The 21,619-nt window shown below is 64.0% G+C and carries 20 protein-coding genes; 15 read left to right on the forward strand and 5 right to left on the reverse strand.

From position 1 onward, the window contains the following. Nucleotides 1-328 precede the first annotated feature (328 nt). From RCP80_RS23850 to RCP80_RS23890, 9 genes are all read left to right on the forward strand, one after another. On the forward strand, nt 329-1,864 hold the full coding sequence (locus tag RCP80_RS23850) for an AMP-binding protein (RefSeq protein ID WP_308480036.1): 1,536 nt from the start codon (nt 329-331) through the stop codon (nt 1,862-1,864). Nucleotides 1,865-2,192: 328 nt separating this feature from the next. Beyond that, nucleotides 2,193-3,368: an MCE family protein gene (locus RCP80_RS23855; protein WP_308483002.1), complete on the forward strand. Its 1,176-nt coding sequence runs from the start codon at nt 2,193-2,195 to the stop codon at nt 3,366-3,368. Continuing rightward, nucleotides 3,365-4,390, forward strand: a complete 1,026-nt coding sequence (locus RCP80_RS23860) for an MCE family protein (protein WP_308480037.1) — start codon at nt 3,365-3,367, stop codon at nt 4,388-4,390. Before RCP80_RS23855 ends, RCP80_RS23860 begins: the two co-directional genes overlap by 4 nt. Beyond that, nucleotides 4,390-5,472, forward strand: coding sequence for an MCE family protein (locus RCP80_RS23865; RefSeq protein WP_308480038.1), 1,083 nt, complete (start codon nt 4,390-4,392; stop codon nt 5,470-5,472). Before RCP80_RS23860 ends, RCP80_RS23865 begins: the two co-directional genes overlap by 1 nt. Continuing rightward, nucleotides 5,469-6,869 carry an MCE family protein gene (locus tag RCP80_RS23870; protein ID WP_308480039.1) on the forward strand — a complete coding sequence of 467 codons (1,401 nt, stop codon included), beginning with the start codon at nt 5,469-5,471 and terminating at the stop codon, nt 6,867-6,869. The genes RCP80_RS23865 and RCP80_RS23870 overlap by 4 nt, the downstream gene beginning before the upstream one ends. Beyond that, on the forward strand, nt 6,866-8,125 hold the full coding sequence (locus RCP80_RS23875; RefSeq protein WP_308480040.1) for an MCE family protein: 1,260 nt from the start codon (nt 6,866-6,868) through the stop codon (nt 8,123-8,125). Before RCP80_RS23870 ends, RCP80_RS23875 begins: the two co-directional genes overlap by 4 nt. After that, nucleotides 8,125-9,642 (forward strand): MCE family protein, encoded by a 1,518-nt coding sequence (locus RCP80_RS23880; protein ID WP_308480041.1) that lies wholly within the window; start codon nt 8,125-8,127, stop codon nt 9,640-9,642. The genes RCP80_RS23875 and RCP80_RS23880 overlap by 1 nt, the downstream gene beginning before the upstream one ends. A gap of 69 nt (nt 9,643-9,711) precedes the next feature. Continuing rightward, on the forward strand, nt 9,712-10,569 hold the full coding sequence (locus RCP80_RS23885) for a mycofactocin-coupled SDR family oxidoreductase (protein WP_308480042.1): 858 nt from the start codon (nt 9,712-9,714) through the stop codon (nt 10,567-10,569). 26 nt (nt 10,570-10,595) lie between these two features. Further along, nucleotides 10,596-11,405, forward strand: coding sequence for a sugar phosphate isomerase/epimerase family protein (locus RCP80_RS23890; protein ID WP_308480043.1), 810 nt, complete (start codon nt 10,596-10,598; stop codon nt 11,403-11,405). Nucleotides 11,406-11,426: 21 nt separating this feature from the next. Here RCP80_RS23890 and RCP80_RS23895 read toward each other — a convergent pair whose 3' ends face one another. Genes RCP80_RS23895 through RCP80_RS23915 form a run of 5 tightly spaced genes read right to left on the reverse strand, consistent with a single transcriptional unit; the run spans nt 11,427 to nt 16,250 of the window. Then, on the reverse strand, nt 11,427-11,768 hold the full coding sequence (locus tag RCP80_RS23895) for a hypothetical protein (protein WP_308480044.1): 342 nt from the start codon (nt 11,766-11,768) through the stop codon (nt 11,427-11,429). Beyond that, complete coding sequence (locus RCP80_RS23900) at nt 11,765-12,937, reverse strand: aromatic ring-hydroxylating oxygenase subunit alpha (RefSeq protein ID WP_308480045.1); 1,173 nt, start codon at nt 12,935-12,937, stop codon at nt 11,765-11,767. Before RCP80_RS23900 ends, RCP80_RS23895 begins: the two co-directional genes overlap by 4 nt. A 24-nt stretch (nt 12,938-12,961) precedes the next feature. Continuing rightward, nucleotides 12,962-13,708, reverse strand: a complete 747-nt coding sequence (locus RCP80_RS23905; RefSeq protein WP_308480046.1) for an SDR family NAD(P)-dependent oxidoreductase — start codon at nt 13,706-13,708, stop codon at nt 12,962-12,964. Further along, entirely contained in the window at nt 13,705-14,970 is a 1,266-nt protein-coding gene (locus RCP80_RS23910; RefSeq protein ID WP_308480047.1) for an alkyl sulfatase dimerization domain-containing protein, read from the reverse strand. Before RCP80_RS23910 ends, RCP80_RS23905 begins: the two co-directional genes overlap by 4 nt. A gap of 5 nt (nt 14,971-14,975) precedes the next feature. After that, a complete protein-coding gene (locus RCP80_RS23915; RefSeq protein WP_308480048.1) occupies nt 14,976-16,250 on the reverse strand; it encodes a sulfotransferase family protein in 1,275 nt (424 codons plus the stop codon). 246 nt (nt 16,251-16,496) lie between these two features. Between RCP80_RS23915 and RCP80_RS23920 the strand changes: the two genes are divergently transcribed. From RCP80_RS23920 to RCP80_RS23945, 6 genes are all read left to right on the forward strand, one after another. Beyond that, nucleotides 16,497-17,309, forward strand: coding sequence for an SDR family NAD(P)-dependent oxidoreductase (locus RCP80_RS23920; RefSeq protein ID WP_308480049.1), 813 nt, complete (start codon nt 16,497-16,499; stop codon nt 17,307-17,309). 16 nt (nt 17,310-17,325) lie between these two features. Next, complete coding sequence (locus RCP80_RS23925; protein ID WP_308480050.1) at nt 17,326-17,850, forward strand: VOC family protein; 525 nt, start codon at nt 17,326-17,328, stop codon at nt 17,848-17,850. A 98-nt stretch (nt 17,851-17,948) separates the two neighbouring features. Further along, on the forward strand, nt 17,949-18,938 hold the full coding sequence (locus tag RCP80_RS23930) for a thiamine pyrophosphate-dependent dehydrogenase E1 component subunit alpha (protein ID WP_308480051.1): 990 nt from the start codon (nt 17,949-17,951) through the stop codon (nt 18,936-18,938). Further along, a complete protein-coding gene (locus RCP80_RS23935) occupies nt 18,935-19,930 on the forward strand; it encodes an alpha-ketoacid dehydrogenase subunit beta (protein ID WP_308480052.1) in 996 nt (331 codons plus the stop codon). Before RCP80_RS23930 ends, RCP80_RS23935 begins: the two co-directional genes overlap by 4 nt. Nucleotides 19,931-19,948: 18 nt before the next feature. Further along, nucleotides 19,949-20,179: a biotin/lipoyl-containing protein gene (locus RCP80_RS23940; protein ID WP_308480053.1), complete on the forward strand. Its 231-nt coding sequence runs from the start codon at nt 19,949-19,951 to the stop codon at nt 20,177-20,179. Nucleotides 20,180-20,212: 33 nt separating this feature from the next. After that, complete coding sequence (locus RCP80_RS23945; RefSeq protein ID WP_308480054.1) at nt 20,213-21,616, forward strand: aromatic ring-hydroxylating oxygenase subunit alpha; 1,404 nt, start codon at nt 20,213-20,215, stop codon at nt 21,614-21,616. Nucleotides 21,617-21,619: the final 3 nt, after the last annotated feature.

A 21,619-nucleotide genomic window follows, 5' to 3' on the forward strand; every position in this document is an offset into this window, starting at 1 on the left:
TTTCCTCGTCAATCGCTCTACTAGTGCCAAGACGTACTCTCCTAGCTTCTCATGTCCGACGTGGTTACCGATACGGCTCCCACCCGGCGGGGCGCACCCTCGGCCCGGCTCCGGTCCCCGGCCGCCGCTTCCGGCGCGGCCGAGGTGCAAGTGTCTTAATCAATCGCTTGATCGATTGATTGCTCACCGTATGGCGCAGCGCACTCTGCGTCAAGAGTGTGATCACAACCTCACGATGTGATACAAATCAATCAACCGATCAATTGCTGGCCATGCCGGGCGGGTAGACCTCAGATCTCGGTGCCACCGAAACGAATGGACCAGGGCTATGCGTGACGTGCCGCCGGAGCTGACGCGTCGATACCGGGACAACGGCTGGTGGACCGATGAGACCATCGGCGACCTGTTGACCCAGGGCCTGAAGACACATCCCGGGAGCACATTCCGGGTGCATTCGGCGGTGCGGCCGTTTGTGGGGACCTTCGATGATGTCGAGAAGGTCGCCCGCCGGCTGGCCGCCGGATTGCGGACGCGTGGCATCGGGCCCGGGGATGTGGTGGCATTTCAGCTGCCCAATTGGATGGAAGCTGCGGCCACGTTCTGGGCCTCGGCGTTTCTGGGCGCCGTGGTGGTTCCGGTGGTGCATTTCTACGGACCCAAAGAGGTCACCCATATCCTGCGTGCAGCCGACGCCAAGGTGTTCATCACCGCAGAGCGCTTTGGTCGGATGTCCTTCGAACCCGAAGTCTGCAAAGACATTCCGATCGTCGGCGTAGTCGGCCGCGATTTTGACGCGTTGTTGGCTGAGTACGCGCTGGAAGGTGTACTCGACGCGGACGCGACAACCCCTGCGCTCATCGCTTTCACCTCGGGCACCACCAGCGACCCCAAGGGTGTCGTTCACAGCCATCAAACGCTCGGGTTCGAGTCCCGCCAACTTCTCGCGATGTTCCCCGAGGACCGTGGCAACCAGCTGACCGCCACCCCGGTCGGCCACTTCATCGGGATGCTCAGCGCCTTCTTGATCCCGCTGCTCGACGGCTCCCCGATCAATCTGTCGGACACCTGGGATCCGGCTCAGGCCTTGCGGCTGATGAGCGACTGCGGGTTGACCGTCGGCGGTGGGCCGCCGTATTTCGCGACGAGCCTGCTCGATCATGCCGACTTCCGGCCGGAGCACTTGCAGCGGCTCAAGTACATGGGCCTCGGCGGGGCTTCTGTTCCGGTGGCCGTCAGTCGGCGCTTGACCGACATGGGCATCATCGTCTACCGCTCCTACGGCAGCACCGAACATCCTTCGATCACCGGCAATCGGCCGACCGGGGCCGAGGACAAGCGCACGCTCACCGATGGAAATCCCCTCGAGGGCGTCGAACTGCGACTCGGTGCCGACGGTGAGATCCTCAGCCGGGGCCCAGATCTGTGCCTGGGCTACACCGACGAGAACCTCACCCACAAGGCATTCGACGCCGACGGCTGGTACCACACCGGCGACATCGGCGAACTTGATGCCGACGGCTTCCTGACCATAACCGATCGCAAATCGGACATCATCATCCGCGGCGGCGAGAACATCAGCGCGCTCGAGGTCGAAGAGGTGCTGCTGACGATGCCGGAAATCGCCGAGGCGGTGGTGGTCGCCGCGCCCGATGACCGCCTCGGTGAGCGAACCGCGGCGGTTCTTCGACTCAAGCCCGAGGTGAAGGCCCCGTCATTGGACGAAATACGGGCGCACTTCCAGGAGTCCGGGGTCGGCCGGCAGAAATGGCCGGAGTTGGTCAGGTTGGTCGATGATTTCCCCCGCACACCGAGCGGCAAAGTACAGAAGTATCTGGTGCGCCAGTCCATTCGGGACGGTAGCTGAGCCTTTCGAACGGCAGCAACCCCAGACCTGTTCTGCTGCTTTTCTTTAAGTGATCTAACAACGTGTTGCACTTTGCGTGAAGCAATCCCGTTTTCCGCCGGGCGCGGACTGCAGCAAAACGCTATACAGTCGTACAATGTCGCTGTACTATCGTACAGTCAGACTGGGCCCGCGCCGGCCGAGGCGATCCGCGTCTACGCCGCGCTCCAGCGTCTTGGTGTTCGCGAGGAGCCGCAATGATCGACCGCACCGGCCGCTGTCAAGCAGCGCTCCCTGCACGCCTGGCGGCCGAACCCCTCGATGACCAGGAGATGCGTCGTTGAGGAAGATGCATCGCTTCCTGACCGGCCTGGTGATGGTGGTCGCACTAGGCGCGGTCATTGCCGTGGCGGCCGGCCTGTTTCAGGGGAAATTCACCCGCACCGTCCCGCTCACCGTGGTGTCCCAGCGGGCAGGCCTGGTGATGAACCCGAACGCCAAGGTGACCCTGCTTGGCGTCCAGATCGGCACGGTCGCCTCCATCACCGCGAGTCCTGACGGAAACGCCCTGGTGCACTTGCGAATAGAGCCCCGACGTCTCGAACAGATCCCGGCCAATGTGCGGGTCGTCATCGCCTCCCCCACCGTTTTCGGAGCCAAGTCGGTGGATTTGGTGCCGCCCGTCGCTCCCTCATCGCAGAAGCTGAGTGCGGGCCAGGTGCTTCACGCCGGCCAGGTCACGGTCGAGATCAACACCGTGTTCGAAGAATTGCGATCTGTGCTGTCGCGAGTTCAGCCCGACAAGTTGGACGCCACGCTGCATGCAATATCCGGTGGCCTTGACGGTCGCGGCGACATGCTGGGACAAACGCTGAGCACGTGGGGCCGTTTCCTGACCGAGCTCGAACCGAGCCTGCCCGACCTGTCCCGCGATTTCGAGATTGCGCCCGAGGTGCTGGGCGCTTACGCCGACTCGGCCCCGGGCCTGATGAGGATCGCCGACGATGCCACCTCCATCAGCAAGACGCTGGTCGCCATGGAGCACGACCTGGATCGCATGCTCGTCAGCGCGATCGGCCTGGCTGAAATCGGAACCGAAGTGGTCCAGGCCAACCGAGACCCGCTGACCGACACACTGAGGCTGTTGGTCCCCACTACCGACCTGACCCATCGCTATCACGAGGCATTGACCTGCGCGCTGGCGGGTTTGGACAATCTTGCGCAGTTGCCGGCATCGCCGAAACCGGGCGTTGTCGTGACCACCGGCTTCATGCTGGGACTCGAGCGGTACCGCTATCCCGCGAACCTTCCCAAAGTGGCCGCACGCGGCGGGCCGCAGTGCCACGGGTTGCCCGACGTCCCCTTCGACACCCGCCCACCCTTTGTGGTGGCGGACATCGGCGCAAACCCGGTCCAGTACGGCAACCACGGCATCCTGTTGAACTCCGATGCCCTCAAACAGATGCTGTTCGGCCCCATCGGTGGACCGACCCGAAACTCTGCGCAGATCGGCGAACCCGGATGACACGTTCTTCCAGAGCCGGGTTGAAGTTCGGCGCTTTCGCGACGGTAGCCCTGGTACTCACCGCGTTGTTGATCGCCGTCTTCGGTCAGTACCGGATGGGCGCGAGCATCGCCTACGGGGCAGTGTTCACCGACGCGTCGGGCCTGAAGACCGGAGACTCGGTGCGCGCGGCCGGCCTTCGGGTCGGCACGGTGACCAACCTGGCCATGCAAGCCGACAACACCGTCCTGGTGGAGTTCGACACCGACCGCGAGGTGGTACTCACCGGGCAGAGTACGGCTGCGGTGCGCTACCTCAATCTGGTCGGTGACCGCTATCTCGAAGTGCTCGACGCGCCGGGCCCGCTTGCTCCCATGCCTGCCGGATCACGAATCCCGTTGCAGCGGACCACCCCGGCGCTGGATCTCGATCAGTTGCTCGGCGGGCTCAGACCCGTCATTCGGGGCCTCGATCCGCGCGAGGTCAACGCCTTGACCGCATCCCTGGTGCAGGTGTTCCAAGGCCAAGGGGGGACGCTGGAATCGGTGCTGTCCCGCAGTGCCGTATTCTCCGATGAACTGGCCGACAGCAGCGAGACCGTCGAACTCCTGATCGACAGTCTCAATTCAGTGATGGCAACGCTCCGGACCGACGGCGACGCGCTTGGACAGGCGGTGGACCGCTTCCAGCGGCTCGTCTCCGGGCTCGCTCAAGATCGCGATCCCATCGGCGCGGCCATCGACTCGCTGAGCACTGGCACCGCTGCGATCGCGGACCTGCTCGGTGGTGTCCGCCCTCCGCTCGCGGAGACAGTGGCGCAGCTCGAACGAGTGGCACCGCTGCTCGAACAGGACAAAGGCCGACTCGACGCCGCGCTGACCAAGGCGCCGGAGAACTACCGCAAACTGGGCCGACTCGGCGCCTACGGCAGTTGGCTCAACTACTACATCTGCGAACTCTCCTTCCGTGTAAGCGATCTGGAGGGTCGAACCGTCGTGATCCCGTGGACCAAGCAAGACAGCGGAAGGTGTAGCGAACCCTGATGCTCAAATACCGCGGATCAAACCTCATCCGGTCGGGAATCATCGGCTTGACCCTGATCATCCTGATCATCGCTGTGGGGCTGCAACCGGCCACGATCTCACAGTGGGCAACGGCGCTGCGATATCAGGCCCTGTTCACCGAGGCCGGCGGGCTGACCGCGGGCAACGAGGTGATGATGTCGGGTATGACGGTGGGCGCCGTCTCTGACATCTCGCTGCGCGACGGCAAGGTCCTCGTCGACTTCGTCGTCGACAGCCGGTTCCACCTCGGATCGAGCAGCACCGCCCACATCCGCACCAGGACATTGCTCGGCGAGCGCGTGCTGACAGTGGAATCCATCGGCAGCGCAAAGCAACCTACCAACGATGTCATTCCGGTGACACGCACGTCATCGCCGTATTCGTTGAACGACGCGGTCAACGAGCTGACAACCAACACCGCCGGGACCAACACCGGGGATCTCAATGAGGCCCTGGACGCGCTCACCGCGACCCTCGATCAGATCGCCCCGCAGTTGGGTCCGACATTCGACGGTTTCACCCGCTTGTCGAAGTCGTTGAACAGCCGGGACGTGGTGCTGCGCGAACTGTTGGACAACACCCGCGATGTCACCGGCGTACTGTCCGAGCGCAGCCGGCAACTCAACACCTTGATCCTCGATGCCAACGCGCTGATCGAGGTGCTCAACGATCGGCGCGAGACCATCGTGAACCTCCTCACCAGCGTATCCACGGTCAGTCGGGAACTTTCCGGCCTGGTGGCCGACAACGAGCAGGCACTGGCTCCCGCCTTGGAGAAGCTCAATTCGGTGACCGAGGTGTTGCAGAAGAACCGCGACAACATCGCCGCGGCGCTACCCGGTCTGGCGAAATTCCAAGTAACCCAGGGCGAAACAGTGTCCAGCGGCTTCTACTACAACGCCTATGTCCCCAACCTGGTACCGGCGCAAGCCCTGCAACCGTTCATGGACTACGCGCTCGGATTCCGGCGTGGCGTCGGCGCCGGTCAGCCACCCGACAACGTCGGGCCGCGCGCCGAGTTCCCCTTCCCCTTCAACGGGATTCCGGGAGGATCCAGATGACGTGGCGTTCCCGAAAGCGGGCCCTGGCAGTGGGATTCACGCTACTTCTGGCGGCGAGCCTCGTGGTGGCGGTCGGCACCACATACTTTCGACCGACTCAAATCGTCATCTACTTCACCAGCGTCACCGGGATCTACCCCGGTGACGACGCCCGCGTGCTGGGCGTCAAAGTGGGCAAGATCGCGGCCGTCGACCCCGCGGGGGCGCACGTCAAAATGACGGTCGACATCGATGCGGACGTTCCGATCCCAGCGGACGCCAGGGCGGTGATCGTCGCACAGAGTTTGGTGTCGTCTCGGTATGTGCAACTTGCCCCGGCGTACGAAACATCCGGTCCCACAATGCGGAACGGAGCGGTGATTCCCGTCGAGCGCACGGCGGTCCCCGTCGAATGGGACGAGGTGAAGACCCAACTGATGCGACTGGCCACCGAGTTGGCACCCAGTGCGCAGGGCCCCGATTCGTCGCTGTCCCGGTTCATCGACAGTGCCGCCGATGCGATGCAGGGCAACGGTGAAAAGCTGCACCGCACCCTGGAAGAACTCTCCGGAGTGGGACGGATCCTGGCAGACGGTGGGGGGAACATCGTCGAAGTGATCCGGAATCTCCAAACGTTCGTGAGCACCCTTCGCGACAGCAATGTGCAGATTGTCGAATTCCAGAATCGATTCGCCACGCTGACCAGCGTGCTCTCCGATAGTCGCTCCGCGCTCGATGGTGCCCTGACCGACCTGTCGAATGCGGTCGGCGACGTGCAGCGGTTCGTCGCCGGCACCGGTGCGGCAACCACCGAGCAACTGGAGCGCCTCACCGATGTCACGCAGGTTCTGGTGGATCAGAAGGCAGATCTGGAGAACGTCCTGCACGTGATGCCCAATGCGATTGCCAACAGCTACAACGTGGTGAATCCCAACACCGGGACCCAGGTCGGGTCGTTCGTCATCAACAACTTCAGCGACACCCTGGGCTTCATATGCAATGCAATCGCTGCGGTCACGAACGTGACGTCGGAAGAGACAGCACGTCTGTGCCGACAGTATCTGGGACCCGCGCTACGGCTGCCGAATTTCAATTATCTTCCGATTCCGATCAATCCCTATCTCAGCAAGGCCGGGGGCGACATCATTTACACCGATCCCAGTCTGGCACCAGGCGGCACCGGAGCGAACCCACCTGAGCCGGCCCCGTCGATATCGGCCTACACCGGCGCGATCGACAATCCCTTCCCGGCGCCGCAGGGGGCACAGCCCCCGGCCGTTGCTCCGGGCCCAGGCGCTCCAGCCCACCTTCCCGCGGCACCCGCACCGGCGCTGTACCCGGGGGCACCTGTGCCTGCCGCCCCCTCCGTCGGGCCGGCCCTTCCCGAGCTGATACTGCCGGCACAGGGGGCGTTATGACGGTCCATAACCGGTCACACCGCGGATTTCGGCTACGCGCCGCGGCGCTGATCGCCGGGAGCGTGGTGGTGGCCACGACAGGTTGCGCATTTCAAGGCTTGAACTCCCTGCCGTTGCCCGGCACTGTCGGCGGGGGCAAGCACGCGACGAGCTACCACATCGAATTCGCGAATATCGGTGCTTTGGAATCGAATTCGCCGGTCATGGTCGATGACGTGGTGGTGGGACACGTCGGAAAGATGTCCTTCTCGAACTGGCACATCGATGTCGAGATTTCGGTACACGCCGATGCGGTGGTCCCGGCCAATGCACTGGCCAGCATCGGGCAGACAAGCCTACTCGGATCCATGCACGTGGCGCTCGACCCACCCATCGGCCAGGCGCCCAACGGTCGGCTACCCGCCGATGCGACGATCCCGCTGGACAAGTCGATGATCTTCCCGTCCACCGAGCAGACCCTGTCGGCACTGTCGGCCGTGGTGAATGGCGGCGGGCTGGGCCGAATCGGCAACATAATCCACAACTTCAACGCCGCGCTATCCGGTCGCGAAAGCGACGTGCGTGACCTGTTGAACCGGCTGGATCGCTTCGTCGAGGTGCTTGACACCCAGCGTGCGAACATTGTCGCCTCGATCGACGAAATGAAAGATCTTGCCGTCGTCTTCGCCGATCAGAGCCAGGTGATCTCGGCTGCGCTGCGCGAGATCCCGCAAGCCTTCGACGTATTGATCACCGAACAACCACGCATCACCCACGCCCTGAAGAAGCTGCACGCATTCAGTGACAGCTCCACTCGCCTGGTCCACGACACCCAGACCGATCTGGTGACCAACCTGGACAATCTCGGGCCGACGTTGCGCGCACTCGCCGACGTCGGCGACGGGTTGGACCGCGCACTGGCCTACCTCACGGTCTATCCCTATGGACAAAACCTGATCGACCGGGCGGTGCGCGGCGACTACATGAACCTCTTCGAGATCATCGATCTCACCGTTCCGCGGCTCAAGCGAACGACGATGTTGGGGACACGCTGGGAAGACCCCAACGCCCCCTTGGTGCCGGCACCGGGAGAGCCCGCCTATCTGAATTTCATCGCCGATCCGCTGCGGAGCATGACCGACGCCGCGGCCGGGACGCCGACCGGCCCCGACCAGGGCCCGGCATCTCAGCCGGCCCCGTCATCAGCCCCCGCCCCCGCCGCCGGACCGCCCCTGATCTTCGCCGGACCCTACGGCCCACCCGCGGGAGGCGGCTGATGCTCACACCGCTGATCCGTCTTCAGCTGATCCTGTTCACGATTGCCTCGGTGATCGGAATGCCCCTGATGGCCACGCATTACCTGCAACTGCCGACCCTCCTCGGCATCGGGAGAATCACGGTCAAACTGCAGTTGCCGGCAGCCGGCGGCCTGTACCGCTTCAGCAATGTCACCTACCGAGGCGTGCAGGTCGGGCAGGTCAACTCCATCGATGTGCGGGACGGGAAATATGTAGAAGCCACCCTCTCGCTGGACACCCGGCCCCGCATCCCTACTGATCTCATCGCGCATGTTCGCAGCATGTCGGCCGTCGGCGAACAATACGTCGATCTGCAACCCCGCAATGAATCACCACCATATTTGGTGAACGGGTCGGTCATCCCGGCGGGGAAGACAACCATTCCGCAGCAGGTGGGGCCGATGATGAACCAGGTCAGTACGCTGCTGGACAGCATTCCGCAGGACAAGCTGAGCACGATCATCGATGAGTCGTTCGACGCCTTCAACGGATCAGACTTCGCGTTCGGCTCGCTCCTGGACTCCGTCGCCAAACTGAGCACGGACCTCAACAGCGTGGCCAACGAGGCCGCCACCCTGATCACCGATGCCAGGCCCCTGCTGGAAGGCCAAGCACAGAGCAGCGACGCGCTACGGACCTGGATCCGCAGTCTCGGCGGCGTCACCGAGCAAGTGCGGCACAACGATCAGCACGTTCGCACCCTGCTGCAGCAAGGCCCGCCCGCCGCGGACGAGGTATCCCGATTGCTGGCCGACGTGCGCCCGACGCTGCCTGTGCTCCTGGCGAACCTGACCACCGTCGGCCAGGTTGCCGTGACATACAACGCGTCACTCGAGCAGCTACTGGTGCTCCTTCCTCCCAATGTGGCTGCGGTACAGGGCGTTGCACCCAACAAGAACGCCACCGGAATCGCCCTGGGAGATTTCGCCATGACGATGTCCGATCCGCCCCCGTGTACGGTCGGTTTCCTACCCCCGTCATCATGGCGATCACCGCAGGACCAATCGGTGATCGATACGCCCGACGGGATCTACTGCAAGCTCCCGCACGACTCCCCGATCGCAGTCCGCGGGGCGCGCAACTACCCGTGCATGGAGCACCCCGGTAAACGTGCCCCGACGGTGGAACTGTGCAACAGTCCGGAGGGCTTCATGCCGCTGGCCCAACGGCAGCACATACTCGGCCCCTACCCGGTCGACCCGAATCTCCTCGGCCAAGGCGTACCACCGGACAGCAGGGCGGACCCGGACGAGGGCATCTTCGGCCCGTTGGAAGGGACCCCGCGGCCGGCGGACACCGGACCTCCTGCACCACTGCCACCACCCGCGGCGCCCGCGGGCTACGACGATTCGGCGCCGGTCAATGTACAGACAGCGCAATACAATCCACATACCGGGGCATACATGGCCGATGACGGCCGCATCTACTCCCAGTCGAATCTCGCCGAGTCGTCGACGAGCGGCGGTTGGACAGACCTGGTGATGCCGAACCCCTGAAACCCAGCTGGGTCGAAGGACAGCAGCCATCCCACCGAGCGCACCGAACCAACTGTGGAGGAACAGGACATGAGCCGACTCGAGAACAAGGTGGTCATGATCACCGGCGCTGCCCGCGGACAAGGTCGCAGTCACGCACTGCACATGGCCGCCGAGGGTGCCGACATCATCGCGCTCGACATCTGTGCCGACATCGCCAGCAACCCCAACCACTTGGCCACCGACTCCGATCTGGCGGAGACCGGACGTTTGGTCGAGGCGGCGGGAAGGCGTGTCATCACCGCCAAAGTCGACGTACGCGACCGGTCCGAGCTGGCGGCTGCGCTGGGTTCCGCCGTTGCCGAGTTCGGCGGACTCGACGTCATCGTGGCGAACGCCGGCATCTCTGCGTTCGGTCCGACGGTACCCGTGCAAGGCTTCGTCGATGCATTCGATGTCGACTTCGTCGGCGTCGTCAACACGGTGAGCGTCGGGCTGCCGCATCTGAAGCCGGGCGCATCGATCGTTGTCACCGGATCAATTGCGGCGCTGGCATCGCAGGTGACCCGCAGCGATGGGTTGGGACTGCAGGGGCCGGGCGCAGCCGGCTACGGACTGGCCAAGAGCATGCTGTGCGACTACACCAAGTCCCTGGCCCTGGTACTGGGCGAGCAGCGGATTCGCGTCAACGCGGTGCATCCCACCAACGTCGACACCGACATGCTTCACATCGATTCGATCTACCGGGCATTCCGTCCCGACCTGGAGAATCCCACCCGCTCCGATGCCGAGGTCGGGTTCACCTTCATCCATGCCATCCCGGTTCCCTACGTCGATCCCGCCGACATTTCCCACGCGGTCGTGTACCTGGCCTCCGACGAATCCCGCTACGTGACCGGGCAGCAATTGTTCGTCGATGCCGGCGCCGCCGTCAAGGCCGGGATGTGAACGAAACGCCGAGCGAAAGGACGGGCATGAATCGACTCGCAATTGAGTACCTGAGCGTCTTCGGACTCTCCCCCACCGAATTCGTGGACGTGGCAGCCGAACTCGGGTGTGGGTACATCTCGATGGGTCTGACCGGGATACACCTGGAGTCCCTGGGCTACCCGCACTATTCACTGCGCGAGGACGCCGCCCTGCGCCGGGAGTTTCGCGCGGCGTTGACAGACCGTGGCGTCGCGATCTCCCTGGGCGAGGGTTTCCTCATTGCGCCGGGCACCGATTGGAACGCCTACGCCTCCGATCTTGACGTGATGGCGGAACTCGGCGCCGCCCAGATCAACACCCTCGGCTTGGATCCGGATCGAAACCGCACCTTCGACCAGTTCGCGAGGCTCACGGAGTTCGCCACCGACCGCGGTATGCGGACCACGGTAGAGATGATGCCCGGCACCGTGGTGGGTGACCTGGATGCGGCAGCGGCCGCGGTGGCCCACGTCGGACAGGCGGACTTCCGATTGCTCATCGACACCATGCACCTTGCACGCGCAGGCGCGGACGCTGACGACATCCGGCGGCTGGATCCGGCCACGATCGGTTATGCGCAACTGAGCGACAGTCCCATCATCACCGATATGGCGGCCTACATCGAGGCCGCAACTTTCGAGCGCATGGTCCCCGGCACCGGAGCCTTACCTTTGGCGGAGATCCTCCAGGCGCTACCCCAAGAGATTCACATCGGGCTCGAGGTTCCCATGCGATCGCTCGCCGAGGCGGGCGTTGGGCCGCTCGAGCGGCTCCGCCCCTGTGTGGAGGCCGCCCACGCCCTCATCCCGGCGTAGTTCGGGGCACTGAGAGCCGGCCTACGCGCCGGACGGCGCGCGTGTGATGGTCATAAAGCCGGCGCCCACAGCGTGCTGCGGTTCGGCGTCGCCCTGTACCTCCACCGCCAGCGCGATGTGGGCGAAGCTGAGAAACAGTTGCATGAGCCGGTTTTCGTCGTCGTCGTACTCGGCGAACGGCTTCTTGTCCAGATAGGTCAGCCCGTCCTGCAAGCGATCTTTGGCCGCATTGAAGAATGCGATCCGCTCGGCTTCGGTACTGCTGAGCCGCCCCTTGAGCCGGGCGTCGGCGGACTCGAAAACCCACCGGCCGACGAATGGTTCCAGGGTCTCGAAGCCCGGCGGTAAGAGTTCCCCGGTCACCGTGCCACCCCCGCCTGATGTGCCGACACCGCAGCGTCGACCTGCTGGAAGAGATGCCGCAGTAGCACCTCCTGAGCCTGAAAGTGAATGTGGCTCAATGCGCCACTGCTGATGCCGCGTTGGCCCGCTTCGATGACCTCCCGGTCCTCGGAATGAATATCCAGGGTCGTGCAGGCGGCGTATTCACGGGCGAAGCGTTCGCTGGCATTCACGTCATCACCCACCCAGTACAGCCGCACGACACCGCGTGACTTGGTCGCCGAGATCGGGTAGACCACGTGGGAGAAGTGCTGGATGGCCATCCCGAAGATGAAGAAGTTCGGAAACAGCACCAGATAGTCCATGTTGAATTCCAACTGCCTGGACATCGCCCCCTCCAGCTGTTTCATCAGCGCAATGCCCTGCACCTCGGCCGGCGTGAATTCGGGGTTGGTCCAGACGGTTTGGTAGCGGTGGGGGCCGGAGAACCCGATGTTGGTGGGGTAGCCGAATGGGTTTTCCGGTCCGGTGGGTCCGTTGCCGCCGCTGCGGGGATGGATGAACCGCAGGTGGTAGTTCTCCTGAAAGTTGTCGAAGGTGAGCTTCCAGTTCGCGTCGATCTCGTAGACGTACTCGGTGAAGGTCGTCGCCTGAGCCACCGGCAGCAACTCGAGCTTGGCTGCCATCGGCCCCAGGAACTCGCGCAGGGTTTGCTTCGGTTCGGGATCCAGGTTGATGAAGATCAACCCGGCGCAGACATCGACCGAAATCTTCGGCAATCCACACTGGGCCTTGTCGATATAGAAGTTCCCGAAATCCGGTGCGGACCGCAGTCGGCCGTCCGGGGTGAAGTTCCAACCGTGGTACTGGCAGCTGAATGACGACCGTTGCCCGCCCCGGTCGAGGACCAGCTGGGTGGCGCGGTGGGTACACACGTTGTGGAACGCGCGGATCTCGCCGTCCTTGGCCCGGGTGATCAGTACCGTGGTGTTCGCCACCTCCAGGTCGCGCACGATATAGCTGTTGGGCTCGGAAAGTTCGCAGATATGGCCGATCTCGAGCCAGGTCTGCTTGAACACGGCCTCACGCTCGGCCTCGAAGTACTCCGGCCGGTAGTACGGCCCGGTCGGTATCGGGTCGGTGCCCAGGCCGTGGGTCTCTGGGCGGGCTAAGACGGTTTCCGTTGTCATCGCACTTCCTTGTCTTGGGCCTGATCAGCTGACGCAGTAGCCGCCGTCGACGGTGACGACGGATCCGGTGATGAACGCGCTGTTCTCGGTGCACAGAAAGATCACGGCATCGGCGACCTCCTCGGGTGTTCCGAGCCGGCCCAACGGGGTCCGCGCGCACTGCTCGGCGATGTAGTCGGGCACCAGTTCCGGGGAGGTCATCGGAGTGTCGATGAATCCGGCGGTCACGGCGTTGACCCGGATGTTGTCCGGCCCCCACTTCATCGCGAAGTTCCGCGTCATCGCCAGGAGACCTGACTTCGCCGCGCCGTAGGCGGGCACCATGGGAACGGCGCGCACGGTGGACAGCGAGGACAGACCGACGACGCTGGCGCCGCCAGGCGCGGACGACTTGGCCAATGCGTCGTGCAGCGCGGTGGTGAGTTCGAAGGGGCCGAACAGATTGAGATCCACGGTGGACCGGAAGCCCTCGGGCGTCGACTCATCCAGCCCGCCCGCGAAGATCGCTCCGGCGTTGTTCACCAGGATGTCGAGGTGCTCGAATGTGCCGGACAGTTCTTGGATCCCGGCGCGGTCGGTGAGTTCGAGCTGATGGTAGGTCATACCCTCCAGGTCGACCCCGTAGTCGGCGGCCTGTGGCTTGCGACCGGTGGTGGTTACCGCAGCACCGGCGTCGCGGAGCTTGGTCACGATGGCGTGACCGATGCCGCTGGTACCGCCGGTCACCAACGCGGTGCACCCGCTGAAGTCATAGGTAGCGCGTGAGGTCACGAGAGTTCTCCGATCTGTTTGCGAAGCCAGGCTGATTCCCAGAAGTTGGTGCTCTGCGCCAACAGCGCCTCGTGGGCGGCCTTCACCACCGATCGAGCGCCGGGGTGGGCACGGTCGGCATTGAGGACGATCTCGCCCAGATGGATGGCGCGCAGGGGCTCACCGGCGGCGAGTAGCCGATCGGCGCGCTCACTGAGCGCGTCAGCGCCGGCCAGTTCGACCACGTCCGCGCTGACCGATTCCGGTCCCACGGAATACAACTCGGTGGCGGAGCGGCGGTGGAACCAGCCGTTGTAGGTCTCCCAGATGGCCCGGACGTTCCAGCTGACCTTCCCGTATCCCTCGCCGACCTCCAGGTGTGGCGGCAGCACGATCTGTGCCATGGCGTCGCGGACGTCATCGCCGGCGTTCATCGCCGCGACGGTTTCGTCGTGCAGGTACTGGACGGCGTCGCGCAGCCGGATCAGCTCGGCGTTGATCCGGGCCGCCCCGCGGATCGGCTCGAAGTGACCGGTAAGCAAGGCCTCGGGTTGCAGTTGCCGTACCCGCTCATAGGAGTCGACGGCCGTCAGGGCGTCACGATAACGGTCACCACGCATGGTCACCAGGTTCGGGATGTGCCCGAATACCGGGCCGAAGAGGTTGCTACACAGGCAAACCCGCTCGTCCGGCAGCCACACGACCATCGAATCAGTTGTTTCGCCACCCGGGGTGGCGATCAATTGCATCTTCCGGCTGCCGACCTCCAACGACAAGATGTCGTCGACAATGACGTCCGGGTTCGGGACCGCTTGTGCGGGCAGCACCTGGCCGAATCGCTGCTGGATGCCGGCGACCGTGGCGCTGATCTTGTCCATGAACGCGAACGCGGTGTTTCTGGCCCGGTGCATCAACAGCCGGTCGGTGTCGTCGCGCCACATTTCCCAATTGGCCTGCGCGACAACCTGTGTTCCCGGTTCACGGAACACGTCAGTGCCGCCGACGTGATCGGGATGACCCTGGGTGTAGATGATGTAACGGACCGGGCTGTCGTCCACCGCATCGAAGTTGGCTTTGTGCACCGGCGCCTCGAACCCCATGCCGGTGTTCACCACAATCCGGCCGTCACCGGTCGTGAGCAGATAGGAGTTCGTCAGCCCCGGCGACATCCAGATTCCGGGCGCTACCTCTTGAGCCTCAGTTGCCGAGGCACCGGCCAGTTCTTCCACACCTGGCCTGCTGCGGTGCAGCGGTGCGAAGTCATGCAGGCCGTCGTCGGTCATCGTCGTCACCGCTGCTTCCCGCCGATGGGTTCGGCGCGAACGTCGAACTTGTCGAAATAGAAATCGAAGCGGCTGCGGATCTCGTCGGGACTGCGGCCGAAGTGTTTCTCCAGGTCGTAGGCGATGCGACCGTGCTTGCCGCGCGGATTCCCGGACAGATACTGGTTGAACGCGGCCCGGGTGTCATTCGGCAGGTCGACTCCGCCGCGCTGGTAGAGCTGCTCGAGGAACGGGATCTCGTTGCCGTTGAGGTGATGGAAGGAGATGTCGATGCTGCGCTCGGCCGGTACCAGGTCGCGGTCCCGGACGCACGCGCCCAGGAGCCGCTCCACCCGGTCGACCCAATAGTTGATGACCCAGTCGGTGTCCACCTTCTCGCGGCGGATCCGATCGCCGTAGGCCATCAGCGTGACGGTCGACTGGATGACGGCCACAGGGTCGCGATGCGTGAACGCGAAGGTCGCATCCGGGAACACCTCCAGCAAGGCTGGAATCTGCTCACAGTGCTGCGGGGCCTTCAGCACCCAGGTCTGCGGGCCGCGCAGGAAGGTCAAAGCCTTGAGCACATTCTTCAGGTAGCCGTAGTGTTTGACCTGATCCAACCCGAGGTAATAGTCCCGCCATTGCGGCACCTGTGCGTACCACTCCACGATGTAGTTGGAAAAGTCGAGGTCGAGTTCGATCTCTTCCTCGATGGCTTCCGGGTACCGGTCATGGACGGCCATCGCAATGGGCATGAATTCCTTGACGAAGCCGTACTCGTCGGCGGTGCGCTGGTACCGGGGATCGATGCCGTTGGGGCCGGCAGCTTCGCCGTGGATCGGGAACGGTTCGCGGCTCTCCCAGTACGGCAACGCCCGACGGCGGCCATCGGCGGCAATGAGATTCACGAAGTGCGTGGTGCCAGAGCGCGGCATGCCGATGACGATGAACGGCTTCTCGATTTCGATGTCTTCGATCTCGGGATACCGACGCATCAGATCGGTGAACAGCACCCGGTTCCGCAACAAGCGGACCGACCTCTCCCGCAGGGTCATCCGCGACAGCGAGTTGAGATTGTCGGCGTCGATGGCTCCGAAGTGCACCGCAAGCCGCTCGCGGAATTCACCGTCGAGGCCTGCACCGTCGAATCCCCGTACCCCGGAAGACTGGACAGCCTCATCGAGGATGGTGTCGATGTCGAAGTCGACCTCCATCCCCTCGGTGGCGTCCAAGACTTGCCGCTGCAGGTCGGTCAGCTGGGGATCACGAAGATCGTCGACACAGTACACCTCGGTCATGCACTCTCCTGGGTCCAATTCGCATAAGCGTGGAACTAATCAACCAGTTGATTAGTGAGCTGAGACTATGACTTGGCTCACGCGGAGTCAAGGCCTGCGGCGCGGGCACCGAGACTTGACGCGGCACTTTCCGGGACCCTATCGTGCTCGAATCAATCGTATGGTTGATTTCGACGCGGTTCGTCTCGACCGGGACGCCGGCGTCGGCTTCCCGCACCCCGGTGCCGCAAACAAAGGCTCTCCGACATGCAGACAGGCTTGGAACACCGGACCGTGCTGGTCACTGGCGGCAACGCCAACATCGGCCGCGGCATCGCGCTGGCTTTCGCCGCGGAAAGCGCCAATGTTGTCATCGTGGGTCGAGATCATGACCAGGGCGCCAAGGTCTGCACCGCGGCCCGGGCGGCCGGCGCGAATGCGGCGCTCTGGCAACACTGCGACGTCACCGACCATTTGGCGGTCATGGAAATGGTTGCCGCCGTGCAGGACCGGTTCGGCGGGGTCGACGTGCTCGTCAATGGGGTCGGCGGCAATGTGGGCATGGATGAGTTCGCCAAGTCCGCGCCCGAGACCTGGCGTCAGGACATCGATCTGAACATCATGTCGACCCTCAACTGCACGCACGCCGTACTACCTTCGATGATTGCCCGGCAACACGGTCGCGTCATCAACATCGGATCGACCTCGGGGATTGTCGGGGACCCGCTGCTTGCGGTGTACTCGGCGATGAAGGGCGCGGTGCACTCCTTCACCACGGTTTTGGCCAAAGAGGTCGGCCGATACGGCGTCACCGTCAACGCGATCGCACCCTACTCCACCTTCCCCGACGGGGACGATGCCGTCAGTTCTGGCAGTCGGTGGCACCCCGACGGTGTGTTCGCGCGACTCATGGTCGATCGCGCGGCCGAACTGACCTCGATCGGGCGCCGCACGGTGCTGGCGCGCCAGTTCGCCTACCCCAGCGAGGTCGGCGCGGCTGCCGTCTACCTGGCCTCGGATGCCGCCGCTTTCGTGACTGCTCAAGTGCTGTCCGTCGACGGCGGAACACAAATTGCTTAACCGAATGGAGTACAACATGCGACCATCCCCCATATCGGGACCCATCCGGCAGATCGGCTATGTGGTACCCGATTTGGAATCAGCACTGCAGTCCTGGTTGGCCGCTGGAGTGGGGCCGTGGTTTGTGCTGAGCAACCTGACGCAACGCGCCCAGTACCGCGGCAGCACCTGCGAGGTCAATTGCTCTATCGCACTGGCCAATAGCGGCCCGCTGCAGATTGAGCTGATCCAGCAACACGACGACACCCCCAGCGTCTACACCGAGTTCCTTGCCGACGGGGAGGGCTTTCATCAGCTGGCATATTGGCCCGAGGATTTCGATGCGGCGCTGGACGCCGTGGAGAAGGCCGGCTGGCCGGTCCTCTGGCGGGGTGGCGAGGACAGCGGCGTGCCCTACGCCTACGTCGAACCTCCCGGCGGGCCCGCCGCCGTCATCGAGTTGATGGAACTCAACGACGTCACCCGTGGGCTGGCTCAGCTGGTGGGCGATGCCGCCGAAAGCTGGGACGGCAGCACCGATCCGATCCGGGCGATGAACTGAGGCACCCCTCTTGACGGGGTGTGTCGCACGCCATACTCTGTTCAATCAATCACTTGATTAATTCCCATTCGTCGCTATCGAGGAAGTGCATCAGCCCGATGACCACCACCGAAACCCGCCTCGGCCAGGATGTGCTGGTCGGTATCTACCGCACCGCCGCACGCATCCTGGCGTTCGACGAGACTTACCGCGCCCAGATGATGAGCGGCAAGTTCGCCGGCATGTATTACTCCCCGCGTGGACAGGAGTTCGCCGCGGCATCGGTGGCAGCCCATCTACGGCGCACCGACTTCGTCGTGACGACCTATCGCGGTTTGCACGACCAGATCGCCAAAGGGGTTCCGTTGCGGGACCTGTGGGCGGAGTACCTGGGCCGGGCGGCGGGCACATGTCGGGGCAAAGGCGGACCAATGCACGTCACCTCGCCCGAACATGGGCTCATGGTCACCACGGGAGTCGTGGGGTCGGGACTGCCGATCGCGAACGGTCTCGCACTGGCCGCCAAGATGCGCGGCACCGACCAGGTCACCGTCGTCAACTTCGGGGACGGAGCCAGCAATATCGGCGCCTTCCACGAGGCCCTCAACCTCGCATCCCTATGGCAGCTACCGGTGATCTTCGTCTGTCAGAACAACAAGTGGGCCGAGTACACGCCCCTGGCCGGCGGCACCACGGTGGCCAATATCGCCGACCGGGCCGCGGCGTACTCCATGCCCGGAGTGACCGTCGACGGCAACGACCCCACTGTGCTCTGCGGGGCGGCCGGGGAGGCGATCGAGCGGGCCCGCGGCGGCGGAGGGCCGACCCTGCTGGAAGCTGTCACCTATCGGTTCTGCGGCCACTACTTCGGCGACCAGAGCGAGTACATTCCGGCCGAAGAGTTGGCCACCGCCAATGCCGCCGATCCGATTCCGATCTTCCGCCAGCGCCTGCTCGACGAGTTCGGTGTTGCCGCAGCCGAACTCGACTCCATCGACGAGCAGGCCCAAAAAGAGGTCGACGACGCCGCCGAGTGGGCATTCGAGCAGCCCCTGCCCCAACTCTCAGAACTCACCACAGACGTCTACGCAACGGAGACCGCGCGATGAGCACCGCAACCGCCCCCAGCACCATGATGATGATCGATGCCATCCGCGATGCGCTCGACGTCGCGCTCGACCTCGACGATGCGGTCTTCCAACTCGGCGAGGACATTCAGGATCCCAAAGGTGGCGGCTTCGGTGTCCACAAGGGACTCGAGACCAAGTACGGTTCCGAACGGATCCGGTGCACACCGATCAGCGAGCAGGCCATCATGGGCGCCGCGATCGGCGCCGCCATGGCAGGTATGCGGCCGGTGGCCGAGATCATGCTGATGAACTTCATCTCGGTCGCCGCCGACCAGTTGTTCAACCATGCCGCCAAGTTGCGGTACATGTCCGGCGGCGCCACCCCGATCCCGCTGACCGTGCGTACCACCACCGGCGCCGGAGCCGGGTTCGGGGCACAGCACTCCGACATGCTCGAGGCCGCGCTCATACACACGCCCGGCCTCAAAGTCGTAGTACCGTCGACCGCCGCCGACGCCAAGGGGCTGCTGCTGTCGGCGATCTTCGACGACGACCCCGTCGTAGTCGTCGAGATGAGCAGCCTGTACTTCGGTGTCCGCGACGAGGTGCCCGCCGGTGACTACCGCGTGCCCCTCGGGCAGGCGCGTATCGCGCGCGCAGGCACCGACCTGACGCTGATCACCTACGGCAAACAGGTGCTCGACTGCCTGGCCGTCGCCGAGCAGCTTGCCGCCGAGGGTATTTCGGTGGAGGTGATCGATCTGCGGACCCTGCAGCCGCTCGACACCCACGCCATATTCACGTCAGTATCCAAGACCCGGCGCGCCGTGGTCGTGCACGAGGCCGTCACCCGCGGCGGCTTCGGGGCCGAACTGAGCGCGCAGATTCATTCCGAGCTCTTCGGCGAGCTGCTCGCACCGGTCGGCCGGGTCGGCGGCGCGGACACCCCGGTGCCCTATGCCTCCTCGCTCGAACAGAGTTTTCTGCCCACCAGCCGTATCGAACCGGCGATCCGCGCCGTCCTCGGCTAACGAAAGACAACTACCGCTATGGCACATGAAGTACGCATTCCCAAGCTGGGCGTTGCCGTCGAGCAGGGTCAGATCACCGAATGGCTCTGCGAAGACGGCGATGTCGTGGCCGCCGGCCAGGCCATCTACGTCCTTGCCACCGACAAGACGGAGACCGAGGTCGAGAGCCCGGCCGCCGGTCGCATCGCCATCATCGGCGAAGTCGATCAGGACTACCCCGTGGGGTCAGTCGTAGCCACCATCAACTGATTACGGGCCAGCGAGCAATACGAAAGGCACGGCATGACAGCCCAACTCTCCCCCACCGAGGTCCCGGCCACCGAGCAGGCCGCGCCCTACGTTCCCCGGCACGACGTCGACACCTCCCGCGTGCCGTTTCGGTTGGCCGATGGGGTGCACCTACCTGTGCAGCGCTACTACGACCAGCACTTCGCCGACCTCGAGTACGAGAAGATGTGGTTGCACACCTGGCAGTGGGCCTGCCGCGAAGAGGACATCCCCGAACCCGGCGACTACATCGAGTACTCGATTGTCAACAAGACCGTGATCGTGGTGCGCCAACCCGACCGCAGCATCAAGGTGCTCAACAACGTGTGCCCACATCGGGCCACCCAACTGGTCGAGCCCGCCGACTCCGGCGCCTTCGGCGGCAGCCAGATCGTCTGCCCCTTCCATGGTTGGCGTTTCGACCTCGACGGGAGTCAGAACTACATCTACTGCCGCAAGGGCTTTGCGCCAGGTTCGATCGATCCGGACACCACGCGGTTGACCGAGGTGCGGTCGGCGGTCAAGTACGGGTTCGTGTGGATCAACTTCGATGACGAGGCGCCCACCCTCGAGGAGTTCTTCGGCGATTACGACAAACACCTGGCACCCATGGCGATGGACCGGATGCGGGTGCGGTGGTGGAAGTACGCGGTTGTACCCGGCAACTGGAAGGTCGCCACGGAGGCGTTCCTCGAGGGTTACCACGTCATGCAGGCCCATCCCGAACTGGCGTTCGGTGCCACCGACGACCAATACGACGCCGACGGGATTCCCTTCTACCACCACGGCATGGGGCATGTGGACACGGCCGCACCGTTCGACCCCGAGCATCCGGAGAACTACAAGCTGCCGCCACCGCTGATCGCGGGGATGGAACCGGGGCGCTTCTTCATCGACCAGAACCAGGTCCTGTTCGAAGGAACCGACGGCTTTGCCACCGCACGTGACGAGTACATCGCCGACCGGATCCGCGACTTGCCCGATGACCAAGTGCTGTGGAAGTTCTTCGAGGAGCTCTACCGGTACGCAGAAGAGGCCGACATCCCGCTGCCGCCCATGGATCCCAACGCTTCGACCTACGGATTCGTGTTTCCCAACCTGGTATTCCTCGGTCTCACCGGGAACCTGCTGTTCTACCGCTTCCGGCCCAATGGCACCGATCCCAACACCGCGATCTTCGAGGCGTTCGCAATGCAGATACCGCGGCGTTGCGACATGGACAACGCGGCCCCGGAACGCGAGGGACCGCTGGAGCCGGAGGACTGGCCGTTTGTTCTGCAGCAGGACATGGGCAACATCTATCGGCAGCAGGCGGGCTACCGATCCGGGGCCATCACGCACTCCACGCTGTCACCTCGCTACGAGCCGATGATCTTCTCGTTGCACAGCGAGATCGACCGCTACATTGCCACCACCTGAACC

The organism is Mycolicibacterium sp. MU0053, assembly GCF_963378095.1.
GTDB classification, from domain to species: domain Bacteria; phylum Actinomycetota; class Actinomycetes; order Mycobacteriales; family Mycobacteriaceae; genus Mycobacterium; species Mycobacterium burgundiense.

What these genes read in the sequence shown, in the direction of transcription:
- RCP80_RS23885 (WP_308480042.1), top strand. Translation starts at nt 9,712, where the DNA reads ATGAGCCGACTCGAGAACAAGGTGGTCATGATCACCGGCGCTGCCCGC.
- RCP80_RS23850 (WP_308480036.1), top strand. Translation starts at nt 329, where the DNA reads ATGCGTGACGTGCCGCCGGAGCTGACGCGTCGATACCGGGACAACGGC.
- RCP80_RS23930 (WP_308480051.1), top strand. Translation starts at nt 17,949, where the DNA reads ATGACCACCACCGAAACCCGCCTCGGCCAGGATGTGCTGGTCGGTATC.
- RCP80_RS23915 (WP_308480048.1), bottom strand. Translation starts at nt 16,250, where the DNA reads ATGACCGAGGTGTACTGTGTCGACGATCTTCGTGATCCCCAGCTGACC.
- RCP80_RS23890 (WP_308480043.1), top strand. Translation starts at nt 10,596, where the DNA reads ATGAATCGACTCGCAATTGAGTACCTGAGCGTCTTCGGACTCTCCCCC.
- RCP80_RS23855 (WP_308483002.1), top strand. Translation starts at nt 2,193, where the DNA reads ATGCATCGCTTCCTGACCGGCCTGGTGATGGTGGTCGCACTAGGCGCG.
- RCP80_RS23925 (WP_308480050.1), top strand. Translation starts at nt 17,326, where the DNA reads ATGCGACCATCCCCCATATCGGGACCCATCCGGCAGATCGGCTATGTG.
- RCP80_RS23875 (WP_308480040.1), top strand. Translation starts at nt 6,866, where the DNA reads ATGACGGTCCATAACCGGTCACACCGCGGATTTCGGCTACGCGCCGCG.
- RCP80_RS23900 (WP_308480045.1), bottom strand. Translation starts at nt 12,937, where the DNA reads ATGACAACGGAAACCGTCTTAGCCCGCCCAGAGACCCACGGCCTGGGC.
- RCP80_RS23870 (WP_308480039.1), top strand. Translation starts at nt 5,469, where the DNA reads ATGACGTGGCGTTCCCGAAAGCGGGCCCTGGCAGTGGGATTCACGCTA.
- RCP80_RS23935 (WP_308480052.1), top strand. Translation starts at nt 18,935, where the DNA reads ATGAGCACCGCAACCGCCCCCAGCACCATGATGATGATCGATGCCATC.
- RCP80_RS23920 (WP_308480049.1), top strand. Translation starts at nt 16,497, where the DNA reads ATGCAGACAGGCTTGGAACACCGGACCGTGCTGGTCACTGGCGGCAAC.
- RCP80_RS23880 (WP_308480041.1), top strand. Translation starts at nt 8,125, where the DNA reads ATGCTCACACCGCTGATCCGTCTTCAGCTGATCCTGTTCACGATTGCC.
- RCP80_RS23945 (WP_308480054.1), top strand. Translation starts at nt 20,213, where the DNA reads ATGACAGCCCAACTCTCCCCCACCGAGGTCCCGGCCACCGAGCAGGCC.
- RCP80_RS23865 (WP_308480038.1), top strand. Translation starts at nt 4,390, where the DNA reads ATGCTCAAATACCGCGGATCAAACCTCATCCGGTCGGGAATCATCGGC.
- RCP80_RS23910 (WP_308480047.1), bottom strand. Translation starts at nt 14,970, where the DNA reads ATGACCGACGACGGCCTGCATGACTTCGCACCGCTGCACCGCAGCAGG.
- RCP80_RS23940 (WP_308480053.1), top strand. Translation starts at nt 19,949, where the DNA reads ATGGCACATGAAGTACGCATTCCCAAGCTGGGCGTTGCCGTCGAGCAG.
- RCP80_RS23860 (WP_308480037.1), top strand. Translation starts at nt 3,365, where the DNA reads ATGACACGTTCTTCCAGAGCCGGGTTGAAGTTCGGCGCTTTCGCGACG.